Below are 22080 nucleotides of genomic sequence, written 5' to 3' on the forward strand. Positions count from 1 at the left end.
TGGTGTTTGATGACGGGCATCATGGCGTCTCGACTGAAACTCTTCCTGGCCGCGACCGGCTTGGCCGCGCTCCTGCAGCCCGCTTTTGCGGAGCCGCCCCGCGCGGTTGTGGAATTGTTCACCAGCCAGGGCTGCTCGAACTGCCCGCCGGCCGATGCGCTGCTGGTCGAGTATTCGAAGCAGCCCGATATCGTGGCGCTCTCCTTTCCCGTGAACTACTGGGATTATCTCGGCTGGAAGGACACGCTGGCCCACGCCGATTTCACGACGCGTCAGAAGGATTACGCCCACGCCCGCAGCGACCGTCAGATCTTCACGCCGCAGATGATCGTGAACGGCAAGAAATCCTGCATCGGCTCCGACCAGGCGCAGATCGAAAAGGCGATCCAGATGACCCTGAAGGGCCGCTCAACCCTTCCGGTCGATGTCACGATCGCTGAGCAGAACGGCATGGTCACCGTGTCCGTCTCGGAGACGGGGGAGACTATGCAGCGCGAAGCGCAAGTGTGGGTGCTGCCCGTGCTGCGTTCGCGGGCCGTACCCATCGAGCGCGGCGAGAACAAGGGCAAGACGGTCACCTATGCCAATGTGGTGCGTGGTCTGAAGCGCATCGGCGAATGGCACGGCGGCTCCGCCCGCTTCGAGGTGCCGGTCGACACCGCCCGCAGCGGTGGGGACGGCTATGTGGTGCTGCTGCAGACCTCGCATGACGGCAGGCCCAGCGTGATCCTGGGTGCCGCGAAGAGCGCCGGCCTCTGATCTCTAGAGAATCACGACCTTGTTCGGCAGCTCGTTCGCGTCATGCGTCTGAGGCGGCGCATGCTGGGCCAGGATCGCGCCAGCACGCTGCACGGCCAGGATGAGACCGTCGCCGGGCCTGTCCTGGCGGATCGCCTCGATCAGCTCCGCGATGATGTCCCGCCACACCGCAGGGCCGGCTCGGTCGGCAACGCCGATATCGGCGATGATCTCCGCATAATGCTCGGCCGCCGCCACATAGATCAGCACGCCCGTCCGCCCTTGCGTGCGCGACAGCCCATGGCTCGCGAATTCCCGCAAAGCCGCTTCATGGGCCCGCGCGCGTTTGATGCTGCCCGGGATCAGGGCCAAGTGGATCTGTGGCCAGGCCAGCACGAAATTCAGCACAAAGGCGACGATGAGCTGGATCAGGAAGATCCGCGAGGGGCCGAGGCTCGTGAACCAGATCAGCGGCCAGGGCACGACGAGCGCCACAAAGAGGCCCAGGAGGGCCGGGATCGCGCGATAGGCGCTGGCCTGGCGCGCCAGCACCACCACGATCTCGCCCGCGGTGCCCTTTTCCGCTTCGTGAATGGCCTTCGAGAGCCGGCGTTGATCGTGTTCCGAAATCATCTACCAGCTCCCCGAGGCTCCGCCTCCGCCCGACGAGCCGCCCCCGCCCGAAAAGCCTCCGCCGCCGCCGGACCAGCCGCCCGTCGGGATGATCCAGGGGCCGGAGCTGCGACGACGGCGGTAGACGCCCGGTCTGCTGCTGCCGCGCATGGCGCGATAAATTTGAAAGATGATGAAGGCGATGATCAGGAAGGTGATGATCGTATCCATGCTCGAGGTCTGATCCTCGCGTACTTGAGCCCGGCGCTGCCATTGCTCCGCATCGCCGGTGAGGATCGAGAGAATGGCATCGACGCCCGCATCGATCCCGCCTGCGAAATTGCCCTTCTGGAACTGCGGGGCAATCGCCGTCGTGATGATCACCTTCGAGAGCGCATCGGTAAGCGCGCCCTCCAGGCCATAGCCGACCTCGATGCGGACCTTCCGCTCATTGGGCGCCACCAGCAGCAGCACGCCGTTGTTGTTCTTCTTCTGCCCGAGCTGCCAGGCGCGGAAGAGGCGGTTGGCGTAATCCTCGACGCTCGTGCCTTCGAGGGAGCGCACGGTGGCGACCACCACCTGATCGGAGGTCCTGTCCTCATGCGCCTTGAGCTTGGCCTCGAGCGCCGCCTGCTCCTCCGGCTTCAGGAGATTGGCCGTATCGACCACGCGACCGGTGAGGGGTGGGAAGGTCTGGGCGAGAGCCGCGAGTGGCCAAAAAACGAAAAAGAGCGCAAGGATAAGCGCGGCGGTGTGATGCAGCCGCACCCGACCTCCGAGAGCGGAGGGAAAGCCGCCTGCGCTTACCATACAGTTAGAACTTCACCTGCGGCGGCTGCTCGGAGCCGGCGGTGGCCGTGAAGGTCTCCATGGGCTTGGCGTCGGGATAGATGATCGCCGCGATCCAGCGGCCCGGGATGGTGCGCAGCTCCGTGTTATAGGCCTGCACCGCCGCGATGTAGTCGCGACGCGCCACCGCGATGCGGTTTTCCGTGCCCTCCAGCTGCGACTGGAGAGCCAGGAAGTTGGCGTTGGATTTCAGCTCCGGATAGCGCTCGACGGTGGCGAGCAGGCGGCCGAGGGCACCAGAAAGCTGGTTCTGCGCCTCCTGGAACTGGCGGAATTTTTCAGGGTCGGTGACGGTGGAGGCATCGACCTGAACCTGGGTGGCCTTGGCGCGGGCTTCCGTCACCTGGGTCAGAACCTCGCGCTCCTGCTGGGCGAAGCCCTTCACGGTCTCCACCAGGTTCGGAATCAGGTCGGCCCGGCGCTGGTACTGGTTCTGCACCTCGCTCCAGGCAGCCTTGGCTTGTTCCTCAAAGGTCGGCACGTTGTTGATCCCGCAGGCGGACAGGCCGAAGGCGAGAGCTAATCCGGTCAGGGCGATGCGGAACCTGGTCCACAGGGGCGAAGCCTTCATGTCTGTCCTTCCCGCTTTACTAATAGTTCCACAAACTTGGCCGGGTTCAACACTTGGGGCAAGCATGGTGTTTCAACAAGCGGTTTTCACGAGTGCCCACTGAGGAAGGGAGCATCGGGCCCAAAAGTGCAAATCCACTTTTGGGCCCGATGCTCTAGCCGTAAACAGCGGATTGAGGCATGATCCGGCAGCCAGAGACGAGGCTTAACCCCATGACCTTTCTGCCCGATTTGAGCACCCTGCTCGCCTATTCGTTCGCCTGCTTCGTGCTGTTCATCACCCCGGGGCCGGACATGAGCCTGTTCCTGGCGAAAACCATGTCCGGCGGGCGCAAGGCCGGCATGGCGTCGATGCTGGGCGCCATGGCGGGGTGCTGTGTCCATACGCTGCTCGCGGCCTTGGGGCTTTCGGCCCTGCTGGCGGCTTCCGTCACGGCCTTCACGATCCTCAAGGTTGTGGGCGCGCTCTATCTCCTGTGGCTTGCTTTTGATGCCGTGCGCAATGGCTCGGCTTTATCAGTGAAGGAGGAGGGCCGGGTCGAGATCCCGTTCTGGAAGACCTTTTTCATGGGCGTCGGCATCAATCTCACGAACCCGAAGGTGGTTCTGTTCTTCGTGACCTTCCTGCCGCAATTCGTGGATTCGGCCGATCCTCACGCCTCCGACAAGCTCCTGTTCCTCGGCCTCTACTTCATCGCGCTCACCGCCCCCATGGGCGCCATCATGATCCTGGGCGCCGAGAAGGTGATCGCGCTCCTGCGCAATCATCCCAGGGTGATGCGGGGAATCGACTATTCCTTCGCGGGCCTGTTCGGAGCCTTCGCGGTCAAGATCCTGACGGCATCTGCGAGGTAGAAGGGGAGCGGCCGCCCGCATCCCGTCCGGCAATCGCCCAATAGATGAAGCCCGCCACCGCCCCGGTGAGGCCGAGGATCGCGCTCACGTGCAATTCTTCGGGGTTCTGAACGCGCGCCGCGCCGCGCAGGATCCACGGCACCGCAGCCGTCAGCGCGCCGGTGGCGAGCGCATACCAGATGAGGCTGCGCATTTTCAGAACTTCGCTGATCACGGCGATCACCAAAGGCGGCAGAACGAGCAGCGTGAACATGATCCGCCCCACAGTGAGCATGGCATCGGCCACGATGGGACCGGGATCGTCGGATGAGAACACCGCATCCACGAGGTTCCAGAACCCGACGAACAGCGTCTCCCCCGTGAGCGTCGCCATGAGCGGATCGACCATCGAGGCGATGAAGAAGAACAGACTGCTCATGCCGACAGCAATGAGGAGCGCGAAGGGAATGAGGAGAAGCCAGCGGATCATGGCTTGGCTATAGCATGACCCGGCTCATGTGTCCGCCCGATGGCGATAAACCAATAAATCCAGCCGCAGAGTGCTCCGGACAGAAGGAAGATTGCTATCAGGTACCAATTGCTGGAAAAATCGGAGGCACTCAAAAATGCTCCAAAGCACAAGCCTATCGACGAGCCAGCAATAAGAGCTTTCGCGAAAGGGTTCCACCGCAGCAACCTCAGGATCATAGCTGCGACCAGGGACAGGATCAGTGTTGGAATGCAAGTATAAAGCAATCCAATAGTCCCTAAGAAAAAGAGATATGCGTAGAAATCTGTTTCCAACAGCCTGTAAAGATTGTCGTGCTCACGAAACATGATCAGCAATGATAGGAGAAAGGCGGCAAGGTAAGGACCTGCGATCGTCGCCCCAACAACCCCGTTAAGCTGTCTCATAGCTTTCTCCGAGCCGATCTCTGGCCTGGAGCTTCAATATCACATTTCGGGCAAAGCAAACAGAGCCGCACCTATCTGCAGCTCTGTTCGATGAGCCTTACTCCCCATCCCCCAGCGCGTAGACGCCTTCGGCTCCGATGCCCTGTTCGGCCATCATGCGGGCGCGGGCGCGCAGCTTCTCGGTCTCGCTCTTGAGCTGGCCGCAGGCGGCAAGGATGTCGCGGCCGCGGGGGGTGCGGACCGGCGAGGCATAGCCGGCGCGGTAGACGATCTCGGAGAAGCGCTCGATCCGCTCCCAGTCCGAGCACTCGTATTTCGAGCCGGGCCATGGGTTGAACGGGATCAGGTTGATCTTCGCCGGAATGCCCTTCAAGAGGCGCACGAGCTCGCGCGCATCGGCGTCGGAGTCGTTCACGCCTTTCAGCATCACGTACTCAAACGTGATGCGGCGGGCGTTCGACAGGCCAGGGTACGCGCGGCAGGCATCGAGCAGTTGGCTAATGTCGTATTTGCGGTTGATCGGCACCAGCACGTCGCGCAGGTCGTCGCGCACCGCGTGGAGCGAGATGGCGAGCATGGTGTTGGCTTCCGCGCCGAGGCGTTCCATCTGCGGCACGACGCCGGAGGTGGAGACCGTGATGCGGCGACGCGAGAGGCCGAGGCCCTCGTTGTCCGACATGACGCCGATGGCGTCGATCACGTTGTCGATGTTGTAGAGCGGCTCGCCCATGCCCATGAACACGATGTTTGACACGAAGCGTCCGCCGTCGGTCGGCACAAAAGCGCCTTCCGGGGGCGTGGCATGGGGCCAGTCGCCGATGGCATCGCGCGCCACGATGAGCTGCGCCACGATCTCGGCCGAGGTCAGGTTGCGCACGAGGCGCTGGGTGCCCGTGTGGCAGAAGGAGCAGGTGAGCGTGCAGCCGACCTGGCTCGACACGCAGAGCGTGCCGCGATCGACTTCCGGAATATACACGCACTCGATCTCCGCGCCCTTGTCGAGCGGGCCGGTGGAGGGCATGCGGATCAGCCATTTGCGGGTGCCGTCCTTGGACACCTGCTCGGAAACCACCTGCGGGCGGGCAAGCGTATAGGCGGCGGCCAATCTGGCGCGCAGCTCCTTGCCCACATTGGTCATCTCGGCGAAGTCCTTCGCCCCGCGGAAATAGATCCAGTGCCAGAGCTGGGCGACGCGCATCTTCAGCTCGCGCTCGGGCACGCCGATGGCCGAAAGCGAATCCTTCAGCTGGTCGCGGGTAAGACCGACAAGCGAGGCTCCGCCGGGGGCGGCTCCCGCCGCCACGTGCATCTCAGCCGTCTTTTCAATGGACAAAGCGGTCGACCCGGCCGCGCGTGCGGCATCGTTCACGGCCACGGGGGCCGCATTGGGGTTACGCTTGGCGATGTCGAGCGCCGTCGCCATGGGAAATCTCAAGCCTCGTTGTTGGGAATTGGCGTGCTCTATAACACGATTGCGCCGAAACCGTGAGCTCCGATAAGCAAAATTCCGGGCGAGACCCGGAAGATGCTCATTGACAGCGTCATTTGCAAGAGTTGGTCGACTTCAGAGTGTCGAACAAACACCGCCCTCATCCTGAGGAGCCGCTGCAAGCGGCGTCTCGAAGGAGGGTCAGTGTACGCTGGAGGCGCCTCGTCCCCGGATCAAGTCCGGGGCAGGCTCTTCGAGACGGCCTGAAGGCCTCCTCAGATGAGGCTCAGGGCAGCTTTGTGAGGTGCCTTTAAACGCCGCATTCCTTGCGGGCATGCTCCAGGGCCTTGCTGAAGCCGTTCAGCGAATAGCGGTCCGTCAGGCTGGAGCCGCGGGCGGACTGCATCTTCACGGTCATCGTCCCGCTGCGGGCCATGGTGGCGATGGCCTGGCCTTCCTCGGCAGGGTTCTTCAGCCACGCATTGGAGGCCTTGGTGATCAGCGCATAGGAGGTGTTGCCGACGGCAGCTTCCGCCGGGCCGTTCTCCTTGGCGGCGAAGCCAAGCACCAGGGCGACCTCGTTCTTCACGTTTTCCGCCGGGCGGAAGGACACGAAGAGATAGGCCGGATCCCGGTTCAGGTTCTTCGGCAGCCGATCCTGGGGCTGACTCAGGGCGTAGCAGATCTTCGAGCGTCCGGCCTGGGCCGTATAGACGCCCCAATCGCCGTAAGACGTCACCAGGGAGGCACCGCCTGGACCCGTGGCGGCCTGGGCGGGCTTGGCAGCGGCCGCGCCAGCACCCGCCGCAGCAGCGGCAGCCGCCGGCTTCGCGGCCGAGGTGGCCTTGCCCGTCTTGGCCGCCGGCTTGGCAGGAGCCGTCTTGGTCGCAGGAGGCTTCTGCGCCGGCCGGGTCTGAGCCAGAGCTGCAGGCCCGGTTCCGAGGACGAGAACGGCGGAAAGGATGCCCGCGGCGATGCCGCGCTGGAGAGATTGTGTCGTCATGAAGGCGGACAATAGGGGAGGATGGTTAAGAACTCTTCACCATGCCGTAGCCCGGCCCCGGCGCGTTGGCGATGCGTCGAAACGCGGCATTACTTGGGAGCTGAAAATAAAGGGGCCGCAAAAGCGGCCCGCCGAGTTGTCCTTGAAAAGGCTGTTCGTTGTTCAAAAGGGAGGAGATGAAATAACTTCTGATGAACAGGTCCTGTTTAGACGAAAAATTATAATGTTGCAATAAGTCTATATTCTTTGTTCTGAATACAATCTTATAGCGTTCAGTCGCTCATCCCTGCTCGGAGGTGACTTCCCCTAGGGATTTCCGTGCCTTGGCCCGGTGATCTTCCGTAATGGAACCCGCGACCTGCGTAATTGCCGCAGCCAGCACGGCGGCATCGTCGGCAAAGCCGATGAGGGGCAGGAGGTCGCTCACCGCATCGAGCGGCAGGACGAAATAGGCGATGGCCCCTAAGAGAATCAGCTTCACGCGGCTCGGGGTCTTGGGGTCGGTGGCGCAAAAGAAGGCGGCCACGAGATCCTCGGCGAAGGGGATCCTGCCGGCGACGCGTTTCAGCTTGTCCCGGAACCGCTGCTTCAGGCTCTCCTCGTCACGGGTGGCCGCGCGCATGGCGTCCATCTCCGCCTTGGTGAAAGGCTTGATGAAAGGCTCGCTCATGCTCCTCCGCTCCTTCGACAGTCTAGGTATCCACCTATCCAAGGATTGCCTACAAGCATCCTCAAGAGAGGAGAAAACCCATGAAGCTCGACAAATTGATGGCAGCCATCGTCACGGGAGGCGCTTCGGGCCTCGGTGAAGCGACGGCGCGCATGCTTGCGGCACAGGGCGTAAAAGTCGCCATCTTCGACATGAACGCGGAGCGCGGCGAGGCGGTTGCCCGCGAGATCGGCGCTCTGTTCTGTCAGGTGGATGTGACGGACGAGGCCTCCATCGACGCCGGCCTCGTGAAGGCGCGCGAGAAGAACGGCGTCGAGCGGGTTCTGGTGAACTGCGCAGGGGTGGCGCCGGGTCGCCGCACGGTCACGAAGAAGCGCGAGACGGGCGAACTGATCCCGCATGATCTCGCGAGCTTCCGCAAGACCGTGGAGATCAACCTCATCGGCACCTATGCGATGATTTCGAAATGCGCCGCCGCCATGGCGGCGCTCGAGCCGGTGACGCCGGACGGAGAGCGCGGCGTCGTCGTCAACACCTCGTCGGTCGCAGCCCAGGACGGGCAGATCGGGCAGGCAGCCTATTCCGCTTCCAAGGGTGGCGTGCTCGCGCTGACGCTTCCGGTGGCGCGCGATCTGTCAGGGTTCGGCATCCGCGTGATGACGGTCATGCCGGGCCTCTTCCACACGCCGCTGTTCGAAGGAATCGCGGAGGATTACCGCAAGGCGCTGGAAGCCAACGTGCCGTTCCCCTCGCGACTCGGACGACCCGAGGAATATGCGCAGCTCGTCAAGGGCATCATCGAGAACGACATGCTCAACGGCGAAGGCATCCGCCTCGATGGCGCGCTGCGCATGCAGCCGAAGTAAGCGCTAGCGCATCGTGCGGAAAAGTGGACCCGGTTTTCCGCTCCTAACGATGCGCTTCTCTATGAACGGAGCATCGGACCCAAAAGTGGATTCCACTTTTGGGTCCGATGCTTAAGAGGTCACCTCACCCCGGTTCTCAGGATAGCTGATGAGATCCGGGGTGCAGAGCCAGGACTCGCGGCGCTTGGTCCAGGCCTCATAGGTAGGCTTGAACAGATCCGTCCGGTCGAAGGCGCCGAGCATGAGTTCGATCTCGTCGCTGCCGTCCGAATAGAAGACGAGCGAACCGCATTGCGGGCAGAAGCGGTTCTGGCCTCCGGGAACGGCCTCCCAGCTCCGGCTGTCACCGGAAATCGTCACCTGGTCCGCGGGAAAGACCGCGAAAGCGTTGAAGACGCTGCCGGTCACTTTGCGGCAGGTCATGCAGTGGCACAGGCCCACGCGTTTCGGGGCGCCGTGCGCCTTGAAGGTCAGCTGTCCGCAGGCGCATCCGCCCGTGAAGACGTCGCGCTCATCCATGGCTCAAGCCTTCGCCAGTCCCGCCGCCAACTGGTCCATGCGCTGCGCCAGTTCGATGTCGCGGCGCGTGAGGCCGCCTGCATCATGCGTCGAGAGCGTCACGTCCACCCTGTTGTAGACGTTGAACCATTCGGGATGGTGGTTCTTCTGCTCGGCGATCAGCGCCACGCGGGTCATCCAGCCGAAGGCCGCGTTGAAATCGTCGAACACGTAGCGCCTGTGGATGGCATCCCGGCCCTCCACGAGAGTCCAGCCGTCGAGGGCGGAGAGGAGTTCCTGGCGTTCGGATTCGGTCAAGCGGGGCATGGGCGGCTTCGTTTCTTGCAGGACGAGATGACTTAGTGATGAAGCACGCGTGAGATGTTTCAAGCCCTTAGCTCATGCCGAGCAGCCAAATAAGGCCCAAGCTGATCGCAATCAGCACGAGCAGCGAGAGCGTCACCGCGAGCGTGACGCGCCCGCCGACGCGGCCGAGGACCTTCAGGTCGACGCCAAGCCCCAGGGCCGCCATGGAGATCACCGTGAGCAGGGTCGCCGTTGGCGTAACGATGCCGAGGATCGCATCGGGGATCACGCCAAGGGAGCGAAGCGCGGCCAGCCCCAGGAAACCGATGATGAACCAGGGCACGAAGCGGTTCAGGGACAGGCTCTTCGGCGCCGTTTCCCGGTCCATCCTCAGCGACAGCGCAATCACCACGGGCCCCAGCATCAGCACGCGCACGAGCTTGACGAGCGTGCCGATCTGCGTGCTGACCATGCTCACCGGCACGGTCGCTGCGAGCACCTGCGGCACTGCATAGACGGTAAGACCCGCAAGCACGCCGTATTGCGTGAACGAGAGGCCGAGAAGCGGTATCAGCAACGGCAGAGTGAGCACGACGATGACGCCAAGAATGGCCGTAAACGCGATGGAGGAGACCACATCCTCAGGCTTTGCGCCGATCACGGGTGCCACGGCCGCAATGGCGGAGTTGCCGCAGATCGAGTTGCCGCAAGCGACCAGGACCGCCATGCGCCAGGGCAATCCCAAAAGGCGGCACAGACCGAAGCTGGCGCCGATGGCGAGAGCCACCACCACGGCGATGCCGAGAATGAGGCCGAAACCCGCCTGCAGCACCGCCTGAAAACTGATGGAGGCGCCCAGCAGCATCACGGCGATCTCGAGCAATGTCCTGGCAGAAAAGCCGATTCCGGGAACCCAGCGGGCACCTGGCGTCCAGAGGGTTCTCACCAATGTTCCAAGCAGGATCGCAATGACGAGCGCCTCGATCCAGGGCCGGCCCGTCCAATGCTCTTCGAGCATCTGCAGGCCGAGGGCGGCAGCGGAGATGCTTATGCACAAAGCGATTCCGGGGATGACTTTTGCCACGCGCGCGCCGTCCATCGGATCGCTCTTGTCCTTCATGTCGCCAACGAAGGGGAGGGCTATCCTTCAGCCCGGCGCGAAGCAAGGTCAAAATCTGAGTGTCAGCTCACAGGGAAGACGGCTTCCTCGATGGTGCGCCAATCCTGCCTGAGCGAGAGCGTCTCGCGGTCGACCACGATGAAGCAGCCGCCTCCGGAATGCCGGGGGCGGCTTTCGCGCCCGATCTCCACCTGCTGCAGATGAGCCATGAGCAGGCAGCCGACGCCGCCGTGGGCGACGACGAGGGTATTACCGGGACCATCATCCTCCGCGGCGATCCGGCTCACAGCCTTCACGATGCGTGATTGCGCATCGATGGCGCGCTCCCAGCCGCGGATGCTCTCGTGCGGGTTGGCGAAAAAGGCATCCACCACCTCCCAGAATTCGGGTGGCGCGATATAGCCTGTCGCCGAGCGGTCGTTCTCACCGACATCCTCGTGGGTTCGATAGGGGAGGCCAAAACGCTCCGCGACGATGGCGGCACCATCCATCGCCTTCTGCTCCGTGCTGGCATGAATGGAGGAAATGTGCGTGCCGGCGAGCGCATCCGCGAAGCGGCTCATGCGCCTGCGGCCTGTGTCGTTCAAGGGCCAGCGCGGGACGGGCACCTGGGGATCGATGACGACTTCGGGGTGAGTGAGAAAGATGAGTGCTGCCATGAACCCTAACCCTGGCGTAACGGTTCAGAGCATAGCCGTCGAGCTAGCTTAAGGGGTACGCCGCTTCGATGATGTATGGCCCGCCGCCCACGGAGGCCTTCGACGAATAGAGCACGAAGCGGCTCGCGGTGAAGGTGAGCTTCTGGAAATGGCCTCGGGTCGCCATGTAATCCGCCACATCGATGGGAGAGGCGTTCTTCAGGCGCGCCAGCGTGACGTGTGGTGTGAACTTGCGGGCTTCGGGGGGCAGGCCGATCTGGCGCATCATGCGTTCCTGCTCGGCCTGCAGATCGGCGAGCTCGCCGTTGTCGGAGGTATGAGCGAACACAGCGCGAGGCTTTGATCCACCGAAGGTGCCGAGCCGGTCGATGGTGATGGCGATGGGCTCGCGCCAGCGGGAATCACCCAAGATCGAGCACACGTCATCGGCCACGCGCTCGTCCACGTCGCCGATGAAACGCAAGGTGATGTGATAGCTTTCAGGATCGACCCAGCGCGCACCCGGCAGCCCGCCGCGATAGGTGGACAGCGCCAGGCCGATCTCGGCGGGGATCTCGATGCCGGTAAACAGACGTGGCATGCGGCACCTCCCCGGCTTTGCTGACACTTCAGGAAACAGACGATGGACAGCCGGCTTTGTTCCGGCTGAGAGACCTGCTCGTCATCACCGGCCTTGTGCCGGTGATCCTGATTAAGAAAGCACAGCGCCTTTCCAGATCGAGATGGCCGGGACGAGCCCGGCCATGACGGAAGGGGTATTTAGGGGCAGGGATTGCAGTGCTCGACGTGGATGGCGTCGATGCGCTTTTCCAGCTCCGGCGTGATCCTGACCTCGATGGAGGCGATGTCCGTCTTCAGCTGCGCCATGGAAGTCGCGCCGATGATGTTGGACGTCACGAAGGGGCGGGAATTCACGTAGGCCAGCGCCATCTGCGCCGGATCGAGGCTGAATTCCTTGGCGAGTGCCAGATACTTGCGGATGGCGGCTTCGGCCGTCGCGTTCTCATAGCGCTGGCCACGCTCGAAGAGCGTGGTGCGCGCTCCCGGCGGGCGGGCGCCGTCGAGGTATTTGCCCGTCAGGTAACCCTGAGCCAGCGGCGAATAGGCGAGGAGACTGACCTGCTCGCGTGTGCTGATTTCGGCCAGCGCCACCTCGTAGGTGCGGTTGAGCAGGTTGTAGGCGTTCTGCACCGATTGCGCCCGCGCCAGGCCCTTGGCTTCCGCGTGCTTGAGGAAGCTCATGGTGCCCCAGGCGCTCTCGTTGGAGAGGCCGAAATGGCGGATCTTTCCGGCCTTCACGAGGTCCGTCATGATCTCGACGGTTTCGGCAATCGGGTGCGAATCGCCGTCCTGGTGCCTGTAGATCGTCGGGTTCGAGCCCCAGGGCATGGGGCGGTCGGGCCAGTGGATCTGATAGAGATCGATATAATCGGTCTGGAGCCTCTTCAGGCTCTTGTTCACAGCCTCCTCGATCTGCCTGCGGGAGAGCTCGGCCTTGGAGCCGTCGTCCCGGAACCAGGTGCTGTCGGAACGGCCCACCACCTTGGTGGCGAGAATCACCTTGTCGCGGGTGCCGCGCGACTTGAACCAGGAGCCGATGATCCGCTCCGTGGAGCCTTGCGTCTCAGGCCGTGGGGGAATCGAATAAAGTTCGGCGGTATCGAAGAAATTGATGCCCTGGTCGAGGGCATAATCCATCTGCTCATGGCCCTCGGCCTCGGTGTTCTGCTGGCCCCAAGTCATGGTGCCGAGGCAGATGAGGCTGACATTGAGATCGGTGCGGCCAAGGCGGCGATATTCCATATTCAAGGCTCCTCGCGGCGGATAAGGCCGCCGCGTTTGGGGGAATCGAGGCGCTGACGACGATCAGCGCTGGGTCAGGCGGGCGAGAAAGCTTTCGACTGTGGGCAGAATGCGGTCGACGATGATCTCCACGCCCTTTACCGTCGGGTGCAGGCCGTCGGGAAGGTTGAGAGATCGCTCGCCGGCTATCCCGTCGAGGAAGAAGGGATAGAGCACAAGGTCGTGCTTCTTCGCAATGTCGGAATAGATGGTGTCGAATTTCTGAATGTAGTCCTGACCCAGATTGCGCGAGGCATACATGCCCGCGAGCATCACAGGGATGTTCCGTTCCTTCAAACGTTCGACAATGGCCTCGATGGAGTTCCGTGTGACGGCCGGATCAAGGCCGCGCAGCATGTCGTTGGCGCCAAGCTCCACGATCACGCCATCCGTGCCGTCGGGCACGGACCAGTCGAGCCGGTCGAGGCCTCCAGAAGAGGTGTCGCCCGAGACGCCCGCATTGGCAATCTCGACCTTGTAGCCCTTGGCTTTGAGGGCTTTCTCCAGCGCCACCGGGAAGGCGGCTTCCTGCGGCAGGCCGTAGCCGGCCGTCAGGCTGTCGCCCAAGGCTACGAGGCGCAGCGTCTTACTCTGAGCAGGCGCGGTGGAGGGGGCGATCATGGCGGCAAGAGCCGCCGCACACGCAAAAATGATCGTCATGAACGGGCCTGATTGGCGCTTCATTGATAGGCTTCCCATCTATGCCGGACTAAACAACGTCTTCGAACAAGTCTCCAACAGATCGGATGAATGGGCATGAAGGACAAGGCCATCGCGCTTCACGATGTCGATTTGAGCCTCGGGCGCGGGGCCGCGCGGGTGCATATCCTGAAAGGGATTTCCTTGAATGTGGACAAGGGTGAAGCGGTCGGCCTCGTCGGCCCCTCGGGCTCGGGAAAGTCCACCCTGCTCATGACCATGGCCGGTCTCGAGCGTCCCGATTCGGGCAAGGTCATCGTCGATGGCACCGATCTGTCGGGGCTCGACGAGGACGCGCTTGCCCGTTTTCGAGGCCGGCGAATCGGCATCGTATTCCAGTCCTTCCATCTCGTGCCCACCATGACGGCGCTTGAGAACGTGGCGCTGCCCCTGGAGCTGGCGGGTAAGGACGATGCCTTCGAGCGGGCGGAGGCCGAGCTTCAGGCCGTGGGCTTAGGGTCTCGCCTCCACCATTATCCAGCCCAGCTTTCCGGTGGCGAGCAGCAGCGGGTGGCCATTGCCCGCGCCATCGTGCCGAACCCTGCGATCCTCGTGGCGGACGAGCCCACCGGCAATCTCGATGAGAACACGGGCCAGTCGATCGTGGATCTGCTCTTTGCCTTGAAGCGCGACCGCGGCGCGACCTTGGTGCTCGTGACCCACGACCTTAACCTCGCTCGCCTCTGCGATCGCATGGTGCGCCTGCGTTCGGGTCAGGTGGAGGCCGATGCGGCCTCGGCAGTGGCGTGAGGGAGCAGCCCCATGCACGGCACCCTGACGACGCCGCAGCGGCGTAAAGCACCTTCTTCCTCCCTGCCGCTCCTCCTGCGCCTCGCCTTGCGTGAGCTGCGCGGAGGCCTGAAAGGCTTCGGCATCTTTCTCGCCTGCATCGCGCTCGGCGTTGCGGCGATTGCGAGCGTCTCCTCCCTCTCGCGCTCGCTGACGGAAGGCATCTCCCGCGAGGGCCGCCGGATCCTCGGCGGCGACATGGCCTTTTCGCTTCTCCAGCGGGAGGCGGGCGCGCCCGAGCGGGCATTCCTGACCTCGAAGGGCCAGGTCAATGTCGTTGCCACCATGCGCGCCATGGCGGTTGCGGGCCCGAAGGGCTCGGGCCTCGTCGAGCTGAAGGCGGTCGATGCGGGCTATCCGACAGTCGGCACGCTCGAAACGGATCCTCAGCTGCCACCCTCGGACCTGTTCGCCCAGCGCGAGGGCGCTTTCGGCGCAGCCGTCGATCCGGCGCTGCTGGCGCGCCTGGACCTGAAGGTGGGCGACCGGGTGACGGTTGGCGGCGCGACAGTGGAACTGCGCGCGCGCCTTGTCTCCGAGCCCGACAAGATCGCGGACGGCGTCGGTTTCGGGCCGCGCCTGATGGTGTCGCAGGAGGCCCTGAGGGCCACCGGCCTTATCCAGCCCGGCAGCCTCGTGCGCTGGACCTACCGGCTCACCCTGCCGCAGGCCCTCTCCACGGAAGAGGGGTTCGCCCGGATCCAGGCCGAGGCAACCCGCACCCTGCCCGAGGCCGGCTGGAATATCCGCACGCGGCTCAATGCCGATCCGCGCTTTGCCAAGAACATCGAACGCTTCACGCAGTTCCTGACGCTCGTCGGCCTCACGGCGCTGCTCGTCGGCGGCGTCGGCGTCGCCAATGCGGTGCGCGGTTTCGTGGACCGCAAGCGCGCTTCCATCGCGACGCTGAAAAGCCTCGGTGCGCCGGGCGGGCAGGTGGTGATGCTCTATCTCACGCAGGTGATGCTGATCGCAGCCCTCGGCATCGCGATCGGTCTGGCCATCGGCGCGGCCTTGCCGTTCATCATCACGGCTCTCTTCGGCCATCTGCTGCCGATTCCGATCCAGCCGGTCATCGCCGTGCCTGAACTCGGAATCGCGCTTCTCTACGGCGTGCTCACCGCACTTGTTTTCGCCATCGCACCGCTCGGTCGCGCGCATGACGTACCGGTATCCGGCCTGTTTCGCGACCAGATCGATCCAGAGCGGCGCTGGCCGCGCAAGCGCTATCTCGCGGCGCTCGGCGTTTCCGTCATAGCCCTCGTCGCCCTTGCGGTGATCGCGGCCTATGACCGGCGCATCGCGCTGATGTTCGTGGCGGCAGCGGCAGGCTCCTTCCTGCTGCTGCGCATCGTGGCGCTTGGGCTGATGGCGCTCGCCCGCCGTCTCCCGCGCCCCCGTCGCACGGCTCCGCGTCTGGCGCTGGCCAACATCCACCGTCCCGGTGCGCTCACGCCCTCCCTCGTGCTCTCGCTCGGGCTCGGCATCACGCTCCTCGTGACGCTTTCGCTCATCGACACCAACCTGACGAAGCAACTGACCCAGAGCCTGCCGCAACGCGCGCCGAGCTTCTTCTTCCTCGACATCCCGAACCAGCAGGCGGATGCGTTCGAGGGATTCCTGAAGCAACAAGCAGGCGATGCGCAGATCGAGCGCGTGCCCATGATGCGCGGGCGCCTTGTGACGCTCGGCGGGCGGCCCGTGTCCGAGGTCAAGGCTCCCGAGGACATTTCCTGGGTGCTGGAGGGTGATCGCGGCATCACCTATTCCAGGACGCCGCCCGACGGCTCGAAGCTGGTGCAGGGCGAGTGGTGGCCTGAAGACTACCGCGGCAAGCCGCTCGTCTCCTTCGACCACAGGATCGCGGAAGGATTGGGTCTCAAGATCGGCGACGAGATCACCGTCAACGTGCTCGGCCGCAACATCACGGCCACCATCGCGAATCTGCGCGAGGTGGAATGGCGTTCGCTCGGCATCAACTTCGTCATGGTGTTCTCGCCCAACACCTTTGCCGGGGCCCCGCATACGCATCTGGCCACCGTCACCTTCCCGAACGGGTCGGATGCGGCAACCGATGCAAAGATCCTGCGGAGTTCCGCTCAGGCCTTTCCAATGGTCACGAGCGTGCGGGTGAAGGATGCGCTTGAAGCCGTGAACGACGTCGTCTCGCAGCTGATCATGGCCATTCGCGGCGCAAGCTCGATTGCGCTGATCGCGAGCCTTCTGGTCCTTGCGGGCGCGCTCGCGGCCGGTCATCGGGCGCGCCTCTATGATGCCGTGGTCCTGAAGACCCTGGGCGCCACCCGCGCCCGGCTGCTGTCGGCCTATGCCCTCGAATACGGATTGCTGGGCCTGGCTACGGCCGTGTTCGGGCTCCTCGCGGGCGGGATCGCATCCTATTTCATCGTGACCCGGCTCATGAACTTAAGCTTTAGCTTAGATTTGTCGGGCGCATTTGTGGCTTCCGCCTTGGCCGTTCTGGTGACGGTAGGTTTAGGCTTGATGGGCACGTGGCGCATCTTGAGCCAGAAGCCGGCCCAATACTTAAGAAACCTTTAACGGCCGAGGTTCATGCGGGCGTTATAGAGGAACAGCGAGGGGATCACGGGGAGGAGCATCTACTCTGCTCCTCAAACTTCATTTCACAATGACTTGTAGCTTGGCGCTGCCTCTTGCGGAACCAAGGCTATCCCCTCATATTTTCTCTGTCGCCGGTTTTTCGCGGCGGCCGAGGGCTGACTTCCCAGCCTTTCGAGGGAACATCAACGGGACACCGTGAGAAAGGGCTCCGATGCAACCGTATGAGCAAAACCAAACCGCCTATGGCACCGGCTTTGCCCGGACGGCGGCTCAGGTCGACCAGGGCCTGCGCGCCTTCATGCTCGGCGTCTACAACAACATGATCCTGGGTCTGGCCATCTCGGCTCTCGTCGCGCTGGGTGTGAACATGCTGGCCGTGACCACGGATGGCGCCGGCCGCATGGCGCTCACCGAGTTCGGGCGCGTTCTGTATGGCACGCCTCTGATGTGGGTTGTGGCGCTGGCGCCCTTGGCCTTCATCTTCTTCTTCTCGTTCCGCATGGACCGCATGTCGGCCGCTGCGGCCCGCGGCACCTTCTTCGCGTTCGCGGCCGTGATGGGCGCTTCGCTCTCGACGCTGCTGCTCCGCTACACGGGCGCGAGCGTCGTGCAGGTGTTCTTCATCACGGCGGCGTCCTTCGGCGCGCTGTCGCTGTGGGGCTACACCACCCGCCGAAGCCTGTCGGGCATGGGCTCGTTCCTGATCATGGGCCTGTTCGGCCTGATCATCGCCTCGATCGTGAACATCTTCGTTGCGTCGAGCGCGATGCAGTTCGGCATTTCCGTGATCGGCGTTCTGATCTTCGCGGGCCTCACGGCCTACGATACGCAGAAGCTGAAGGAGATGTACCTGTACGGCAACTTCGACACCGAGGCCGCGGCCAAGGTGTCGGTCTATGGCGCGCTGCAGCTGTATCTGGACTTCATCAACATGTTCCAGTTCCTCCTCTCGCTGCTGGGCAACCGCAACGAGTAAAGCTGAGCGGATCGCATGATCTGAAAGCCCCGGCCGCAAAGCCGGGGCTTTTTGTTAGCGGATTGCGTACAGCAAGGCTTCATCTTACCAATGGCGCATGAGCCTCCTCATCCGCCCCTCGGCTGAAGCCGACATTCTTAGCCTTACCGCCATCTATGCCCATGCTGTGCTGCACGGCACGGCCTCGTTCGAGCTTGAGCCGCCCGGTGAAGAGGAAATGGCAAGCCGCCGCGCGGCCGTTCTCGTGGGCGGCTATCCGTATCTCGTGGCGGAGCGTGATGGCGAGATCCTCGGCTATGCCTATGCAGGCGCCTACCGCACGAGGCCTGCCTATCGCTCCACGGTCGAGGATTCGATCTACATCGCGCCGTCCGCTCAAGGGCAGGGTGTCGGGCGTGCGCTGCTCACCGAGCTGATCAGGGAATGCGAGGCGCGGGACTTCAGGCTCATGGTGGCCGTGATCGGCGACGAGGAATCGAAGGGCTCCATCAGCCTGCACAGGAGCCTCGGCTTCGAGCTTGCCGGAATCATCAAGGGCATCGGCTACAAGCACGGGCGCTGGCTTTCCACCGTGCTCATGCAGCGCCCCCTCGGGCGCGGCACGACCGAGCCGCCGACCCGGCCGATTGCTTAGAGCATCGTGCGGAAAAGTGGACCCGGTTTTCCGCATCCGACGATGCTTTAGAAGCCTGAGGTCCTGGCTGCATTGAAAGCGGATCAGCGCCGCACGCGCGCTGCGGCTTTCGTCCCGAGAAGCAGTGCCAGGCCCGCCAGAGCCACCGCGCCGATGACGCTGCTGGTCTGGCGCGCCGAAAACGGCAGGCCCTTGCGCTCGCGCCAGCCGCCGCTCACGCCCCTTCCTGTGGGCACGGGTTTGAGCAATGCTCCCTCTGTTCGCGGCGCGGGCGATGCGCGCTTCAGGGAACGGCGCATGGCGGCACCGATCAGGTGCTCCGTCGGTCCGGGCGCGAGGGCATAGGCGATCTGCGCCGCCCGGGCAGGCCACCCCACCGCCACCTCGTCGCGCGGCCAGCGCACGAGCGAGACGAAGGTTTCCGCTACATCTTCAGGCGCATAGATCAGCGGCCCCGGATTGATCTGTCGGCCGGAGACATTGGCACCATGGTCGAGCCCCGGCGTGTCGATGATGGCCGGAAACACGCCGCAGACATGAATGTCGGGATGATCGCCCAGCTCCTGCCGGAGACTCGCTGAAAAGCCGCGCAGCCCAAACTTCGAAGCCGTATAGGCGGCGGCAAAAGCCGTTGGAGCCCAGCCTCCAAGAGAGATGTTGTTGATGAGGATGCCGTGGCCCTGTTCGAGGAAAATCGGCAGGGCCACGTAGGCTCCATGCATGGAGCCCATGAGATTCACCTCGATGGTGCGCCGATGGAGCGCGAGGTCAGCGTCCTGATAGGGGCCGAATACGCCCGATCCGGCATTGTTGATCCACACATCGATGCGCCCAAAGGCGCGCAGCGCTTCCTCTGCCAGCTCTGCAACGGCTTCGGCATCCGTCACATCGGCTGGTACGGCGATGGCCTCTCCTCCGAGATCCCGGCATTCGCGGGCGACTTCTTCGAGCAACTCCGCCCGGCGCGCAGCGAGTGTCACGTGCGCTCCGCGCTGTGCGAAGGCCCGTGCCGCCGCGCGGCCGATGCCGCTCGAAGCGCCCGTGATCACGACGGAAAGACCGGCCATCTCGCGTGCCATGGAAACCCTCATCGCTGCCGCATGATCATGCGGCAACGCGAGGAGCACCGGGGTGTTCCGGGCCCATGGAGAGACGAACATTCATCTCATGACGAGCCGTGAGAACGAGACTCGCTTCAGTTCGGCACCACCTTCGGCTTGTCGAGCACGCGCAGCACACGAGCGAGCTCGTGGCCGCGTTTGAGGATCAGGCCTGTCGAGACAATCACCGAATAGGCGCCTTGCTTTTTCGCGAGCTTGGGATCTTTTTCAATGCGATAGAGAGGCATTTCCGAGGTGCGTCGGTAGATCGAGAAAACCGCCTTGTCGGGCGTGAAGTCGATGGCGTAATCCCGCCATTCGCCGGCGGCCACCATGCGGCCGTAGAGATTGAGAATGGTCTGCAACTCGGCACGGTCGAAGGCCACCTGTTTCGACGCGGCGGGGAAGGGCACGATGTGAGCCGAGCCCTGCATCGAGCCGCCGCGCAGCGGCTCTGAGACGTCACCCTCGCTCATGAAATCTCCCATCATTGGTCCACTTAACCCTGATGATGGGTCCGGCTAAGGAATCGATCAAGCCGTCGAGGTGAAATGAATCACCGCTACTTTTGCAAATCTTATTCCTGCCGCAATCGCGCCCCTAAGGTGCCTCACTGAGTACGGTAAATGCTCAAGTTGCCTCGACGGCCCGGTTCGCCCATCGGCTTGGACACGTCAGCCCCCCAGCCCTCCAGGCTTGTGGAGAGCCGGGCCACCATCATCGAGACACAGGCCGCCTTTACAGGCGGCCTTTCTTTTTGCTTGGCGCATCGTGCGGAACCGAAGGTCCGCGTCAGCGACCCGAAGGGCCACGGCCGTGAAAAGTGGATCCGGTTTTCCGCTGAAAACGATGCGCTCTCGATAGAAGAGAGCATCGGATTGATCCCGAAAGCGGATTCCACTTTTGCGTCCGATGCTAGAACCCCGACAGGACGATCTTGCCCTTGGCGCGGTTGCTTTCGATGAAAGCGTGAGCCCGCTTGAGATTGGCCGCATTGATCGGGCCCAGCACATCGGCGAGCGTCGTCCTGATCGTGCCGACCTCCACGAGGCGCGAGGCCTCGCTCAGGATCTCATGCTGCCGCTCCATGTCCGCCGTCTGGAACGTCGAGCGGGTGAACATGGATTCCCAGTGAATCGAAACGCTCTTGCCCTTCAGAAGACTGATATCGATCGGTGTCTTCGGATCGTCGATCAGGGCGAAACGTCCCTGCGGGGCAATGATTTTCGCGATCTCCGGGAAATGCGCATCCGTATGCGTGATCGAGAACGCGAAGGCCGGAGCGCCAATCCCTAAAGCCTCCACCTGTTCGGCGAGCGGCTTGGTGTGGTCGATCACATGATGCGCGCCGAGTTCGCGGGCCCAGGCTTGAGTCTCCGGGCGCGAGGCGGTGGCGATCACGGTCACGTCCGTGAGCTTGCGTGCGAGCTGCACGGCAATGGAGCCCACACCTCCAGCTGCGCCGACGATCAGGACGGCATTGGCGGCGCCCTTCACCGGGCGCTTGATGTCGAGGCGGTCGAACAGCGTTTCCCAAGCCGTGAGGGTGGTCAGCGGAAGTGCGGCGGCTTCCTCGAAGCTCAGGGATTTCGGCTTTGCGCCCACGAGCCGCTCATCGACGAGATGAAATTCCGCATTGGTGCCCGAGCGGGTGATGGCGCCCGCATAGAACACCTCGTCGCCCGGCTTGAACAGCGAAACCTCCGATCCCACCGCCCGGACGATGCCGGCGGCGTCGTAGCCTAGAACCTTGTAGGCACCGGGCTCTGCCTGGGCCCGCATGCGCACCTTGGTATCCACGGGGTTCACGGACACCGCCTTGATCTCGACCAGAAGATCCCGTGCGCCCGGCTCGGGGCGGGGCAGCTCGATATCCATGAGGGAGGCTTCGTCTGTAATGGCTAAGGATTGCTGGTAACCAACGGCGCGCATGGCATGTCTCCTTTTTTGATGGAGACATAGTTGAGCATAGGGCTTAAGCTCGCAAGAACGCACAATTAAAGCCCATAGTGTCAAAAAGGATACCGTGATGCCGCGCGTTCCGAAGAAGCTCCAAGCCTCGACCGGCTGCTCCGTCGAGCGCGCTTTGAGCCTCATCGATGGCAAGTGGAAGATCGTGATCCTTTACAAGCTGCTGCGGGGAACCTTGCGTTTCAACGAATTGCGCCGCCTCATTCCCGGAGTGACGCAACGGATGCTCACCCACCAGCTGCGGGAACTGGAGGCCGATGGGCTGATCGTCCGGGTGGTTTACGCGCAGGTTCCGCCGCGAGTCGAATATTCGCTGTCCATGCGGGGGCAAAGCTTGGAGCCCGTGCTCCTGGCCCTAAAACACTGGGGAGACACGAATCTGTCGTCTCAAGAGGCTGAGGCAGCATAAACTTGCCGTGT

26 protein-coding genes are annotated in these 22080 nt (G+C 63.4%); 8 read left to right on the forward strand and 18 right to left on the reverse strand.

What is annotated here, in order from left to right:
• The first annotated feature begins 21 nt into the window (after positions 1-21).
• Positions 22-759: a thioredoxin family protein gene (locus DC522_RS10450; protein ID WP_245444081.1), complete on the forward strand. Its 738-nt coding sequence runs from the start codon at positions 22-24 to the stop codon at positions 757-759.
• 3 nt (positions 760-762) lie between these two features.
• Here DC522_RS10450 and DC522_RS10455 read toward each other — a convergent pair whose 3' ends face one another.
• The 3 genes from DC522_RS10455 to DC522_RS10465 are packed head-to-tail and all read right to left on the reverse strand — an operon-like array spanning position 763 to position 2770.
• Positions 763-1371, reverse strand: a complete 609-nt coding sequence (locus DC522_RS10455) for a TPM domain-containing protein (RefSeq protein WP_116528641.1) — start codon at positions 1369-1371, stop codon at positions 763-765.
• Positions 1372-2160: a YgcG family protein gene (locus DC522_RS10460; RefSeq protein ID WP_116528642.1), complete on the reverse strand. Its 789-nt coding sequence runs from the start codon at positions 2158-2160 to the stop codon at positions 1372-1374.
• A gap of 4 nt (positions 2161-2164) precedes the next feature.
• Positions 2165-2770: a LemA family protein gene (locus tag DC522_RS10465; protein ID WP_116528643.1), complete on the reverse strand. Its 606-nt coding sequence runs from the start codon at positions 2768-2770 to the stop codon at positions 2165-2167.
• A 212-nt stretch (positions 2771-2982) separates the two neighbouring features.
• On the opposite strand from DC522_RS10465, the gene DC522_RS10470 reads away from it, so the two are divergent.
• A complete protein-coding gene (locus DC522_RS10470) occupies positions 2983-3624 on the forward strand; it encodes a LysE family translocator (protein ID WP_116528644.1) in 642 nt (213 codons plus the stop codon).
• On the opposite strand, the gene DC522_RS10475 is transcribed toward DC522_RS10470, so the two are convergent.
• From DC522_RS10475 to DC522_RS10500, 5 genes are all read right to left on the reverse strand, one after another.
• Positions 3596-4093, reverse strand: coding sequence for a hypothetical protein (locus DC522_RS10475; protein WP_116528645.1), 498 nt, complete (start codon positions 4091-4093; stop codon positions 3596-3598). The two genes, DC522_RS10470 and DC522_RS10475, sit on opposite strands and share 29 nt — an antisense overlap.
• Positions 4090-4518 (reverse strand): hypothetical protein, encoded by a 429-nt coding sequence (locus DC522_RS10480; protein WP_116528646.1) that lies wholly within the window; start codon positions 4516-4518, stop codon positions 4090-4092. The genes DC522_RS10475 and DC522_RS10480 overlap by 4 nt, the downstream gene beginning before the upstream one ends.
• A gap of 97 nt (positions 4519-4615) precedes the next feature.
• The gene (gene rlmN, locus DC522_RS10485; protein WP_205769596.1) at positions 4616-5941 is read right to left on the reverse strand and encodes a 23S rRNA (adenine(2503)-C(2))-methyltransferase RlmN; all 1326 of its coding nucleotides are present in this window, start codon (positions 5939-5941) and stop codon (positions 4616-4618) included.
• Positions 5942-6257: 316 nt separating this feature from the next.
• A complete protein-coding gene (locus DC522_RS10490) occupies positions 6258-6950 on the reverse strand; it encodes a hypothetical protein (RefSeq protein ID WP_205769598.1) in 693 nt (230 codons plus the stop codon).
• A gap of 280 nt (positions 6951-7230) precedes the next feature.
• The gene (locus tag DC522_RS10500; RefSeq protein WP_116528648.1) at positions 7231-7620 is read right to left on the reverse strand and encodes a YkvA family protein; all 390 of its coding nucleotides are present in this window, start codon (positions 7618-7620) and stop codon (positions 7231-7233) included.
• An 80-nt stretch (positions 7621-7700) separates the two neighbouring features.
• On the opposite strand from DC522_RS10500, the gene DC522_RS10505 reads away from it, so the two are divergent.
• Positions 7701-8486 (forward strand): SDR family NAD(P)-dependent oxidoreductase, encoded by a 786-nt coding sequence (locus DC522_RS10505; RefSeq protein WP_116528649.1) that lies wholly within the window; start codon positions 7701-7703, stop codon positions 8484-8486.
• Positions 8487-8597: 111 nt separating this feature from the next.
• Here DC522_RS10505 and DC522_RS10510 read toward each other — a convergent pair whose 3' ends face one another.
• The 7 genes from DC522_RS10510 to DC522_RS10540 form a co-directional block, all read right to left on the reverse strand.
• Entirely contained in the window at positions 8598-9005 is a 408-nt protein-coding gene (locus tag DC522_RS10510) for a GFA family protein (RefSeq protein WP_116528650.1), read from the reverse strand.
• 3 nt (positions 9006-9008) lie between these two features.
• Positions 9009-9332 (reverse strand): 4a-hydroxytetrahydrobiopterin dehydratase, encoded by a 324-nt coding sequence (locus tag DC522_RS10515; RefSeq protein ID WP_256369849.1) that lies wholly within the window; start codon positions 9330-9332, stop codon positions 9009-9011.
• Between the two features lie 46 nt (positions 9333-9378).
• Entirely contained in the window at positions 9379-10389 is a 1011-nt protein-coding gene (locus DC522_RS10520; protein WP_116528687.1) for a YeiH family protein, read from the reverse strand.
• A gap of 83 nt (positions 10390-10472) precedes the next feature.
• On the reverse strand, positions 10473-11069 hold the full coding sequence (locus DC522_RS10525) for a histidine phosphatase family protein (RefSeq protein WP_116528652.1): 597 nt from the start codon (positions 11067-11069) through the stop codon (positions 10473-10475).
• A gap of 43 nt (positions 11070-11112) precedes the next feature.
• Positions 11113-11649 carry an RNA 2',3'-cyclic phosphodiesterase gene (gene thpR, locus DC522_RS10530; protein WP_116528653.1) on the reverse strand — a complete coding sequence of 179 codons (537 nt, stop codon included), beginning with the start codon at positions 11647-11649 and terminating at the stop codon, positions 11113-11115.
• Between the two features lie 179 nt (positions 11650-11828).
• On the reverse strand, positions 11829-12872 hold the full coding sequence (locus DC522_RS10535) for an aldo/keto reductase (RefSeq protein WP_116528654.1): 1044 nt from the start codon (positions 12870-12872) through the stop codon (positions 11829-11831).
• Positions 12873-12935: 63 nt separating this feature from the next.
• A complete protein-coding gene (locus DC522_RS10540) occupies positions 12936-13571 on the reverse strand; it encodes an arylesterase (RefSeq protein ID WP_245444083.1) in 636 nt (211 codons plus the stop codon).
• Between the two features lie 90 nt (positions 13572-13661).
• On the opposite strand from DC522_RS10540, the gene DC522_RS10545 reads away from it, so the two are divergent.
• From DC522_RS10545 to DC522_RS10560, 4 genes are all read left to right on the forward strand, one after another.
• Positions 13662-14360 (forward strand): ABC transporter ATP-binding protein, encoded by a 699-nt coding sequence (locus tag DC522_RS10545; RefSeq protein WP_371679289.1) that lies wholly within the window; start codon positions 13662-13664, stop codon positions 14358-14360.
• A gap of 12 nt (positions 14361-14372) precedes the next feature.
• Complete coding sequence (locus DC522_RS10550) at positions 14373-16958, forward strand: ABC transporter permease (protein WP_116528656.1); 2586 nt, start codon at positions 14373-14375, stop codon at positions 16956-16958.
• Between the two features lie 232 nt (positions 16959-17190).
• Complete coding sequence (locus DC522_RS10555; RefSeq protein ID WP_116528657.1) at positions 17191-17955, forward strand: Bax inhibitor-1/YccA family protein; 765 nt, start codon at positions 17191-17193, stop codon at positions 17953-17955.
• A gap of 97 nt (positions 17956-18052) precedes the next feature.
• Positions 18053-18589 carry a GNAT family N-acetyltransferase gene (locus tag DC522_RS10560; protein WP_116528658.1) on the forward strand — a complete coding sequence of 179 codons (537 nt, stop codon included), beginning with the start codon at positions 18053-18055 and terminating at the stop codon, positions 18587-18589.
• Positions 18590-18672: 83 nt separating this feature from the next.
• Here DC522_RS10560 and DC522_RS10565 read toward each other — a convergent pair whose 3' ends face one another.
• From DC522_RS10565 to DC522_RS10575, 3 genes are all read right to left on the reverse strand, one after another.
• Entirely contained in the window at positions 18673-19668 is a 996-nt protein-coding gene (locus DC522_RS10565; RefSeq protein ID WP_116528689.1) for an SDR family oxidoreductase, read from the reverse strand.
• 116 nt (positions 19669-19784) lie between these two features.
• On the reverse strand, positions 19785-20165 hold the full coding sequence (locus DC522_RS10570; RefSeq protein ID WP_116528690.1) for a DUF2794 domain-containing protein: 381 nt from the start codon (positions 20163-20165) through the stop codon (positions 19785-19787).
• 439 nt (positions 20166-20604) lie between these two features.
• Complete coding sequence (locus tag DC522_RS10575) at positions 20605-21621, reverse strand: zinc-binding alcohol dehydrogenase family protein (protein WP_116528659.1); 1017 nt, start codon at positions 21619-21621, stop codon at positions 20605-20607.
• Positions 21622-21718: 97 nt separating this feature from the next.
• Between DC522_RS10575 and DC522_RS10580 the strand changes: the two genes are divergently transcribed.
• Entirely contained in the window at positions 21719-22069 is a 351-nt protein-coding gene (locus DC522_RS10580; protein WP_116528660.1) for a helix-turn-helix domain-containing protein, read from the forward strand.
• Positions 22070-22080 lie beyond the last annotated feature (11 nt).

It is taken from the genome of Microvirga sp. KLBC 81, from assembly GCF_003075415.1.
Taxonomy (GTDB): Bacteria; Pseudomonadota; Alphaproteobacteria; order Rhizobiales; family Beijerinckiaceae; genus Microvirga.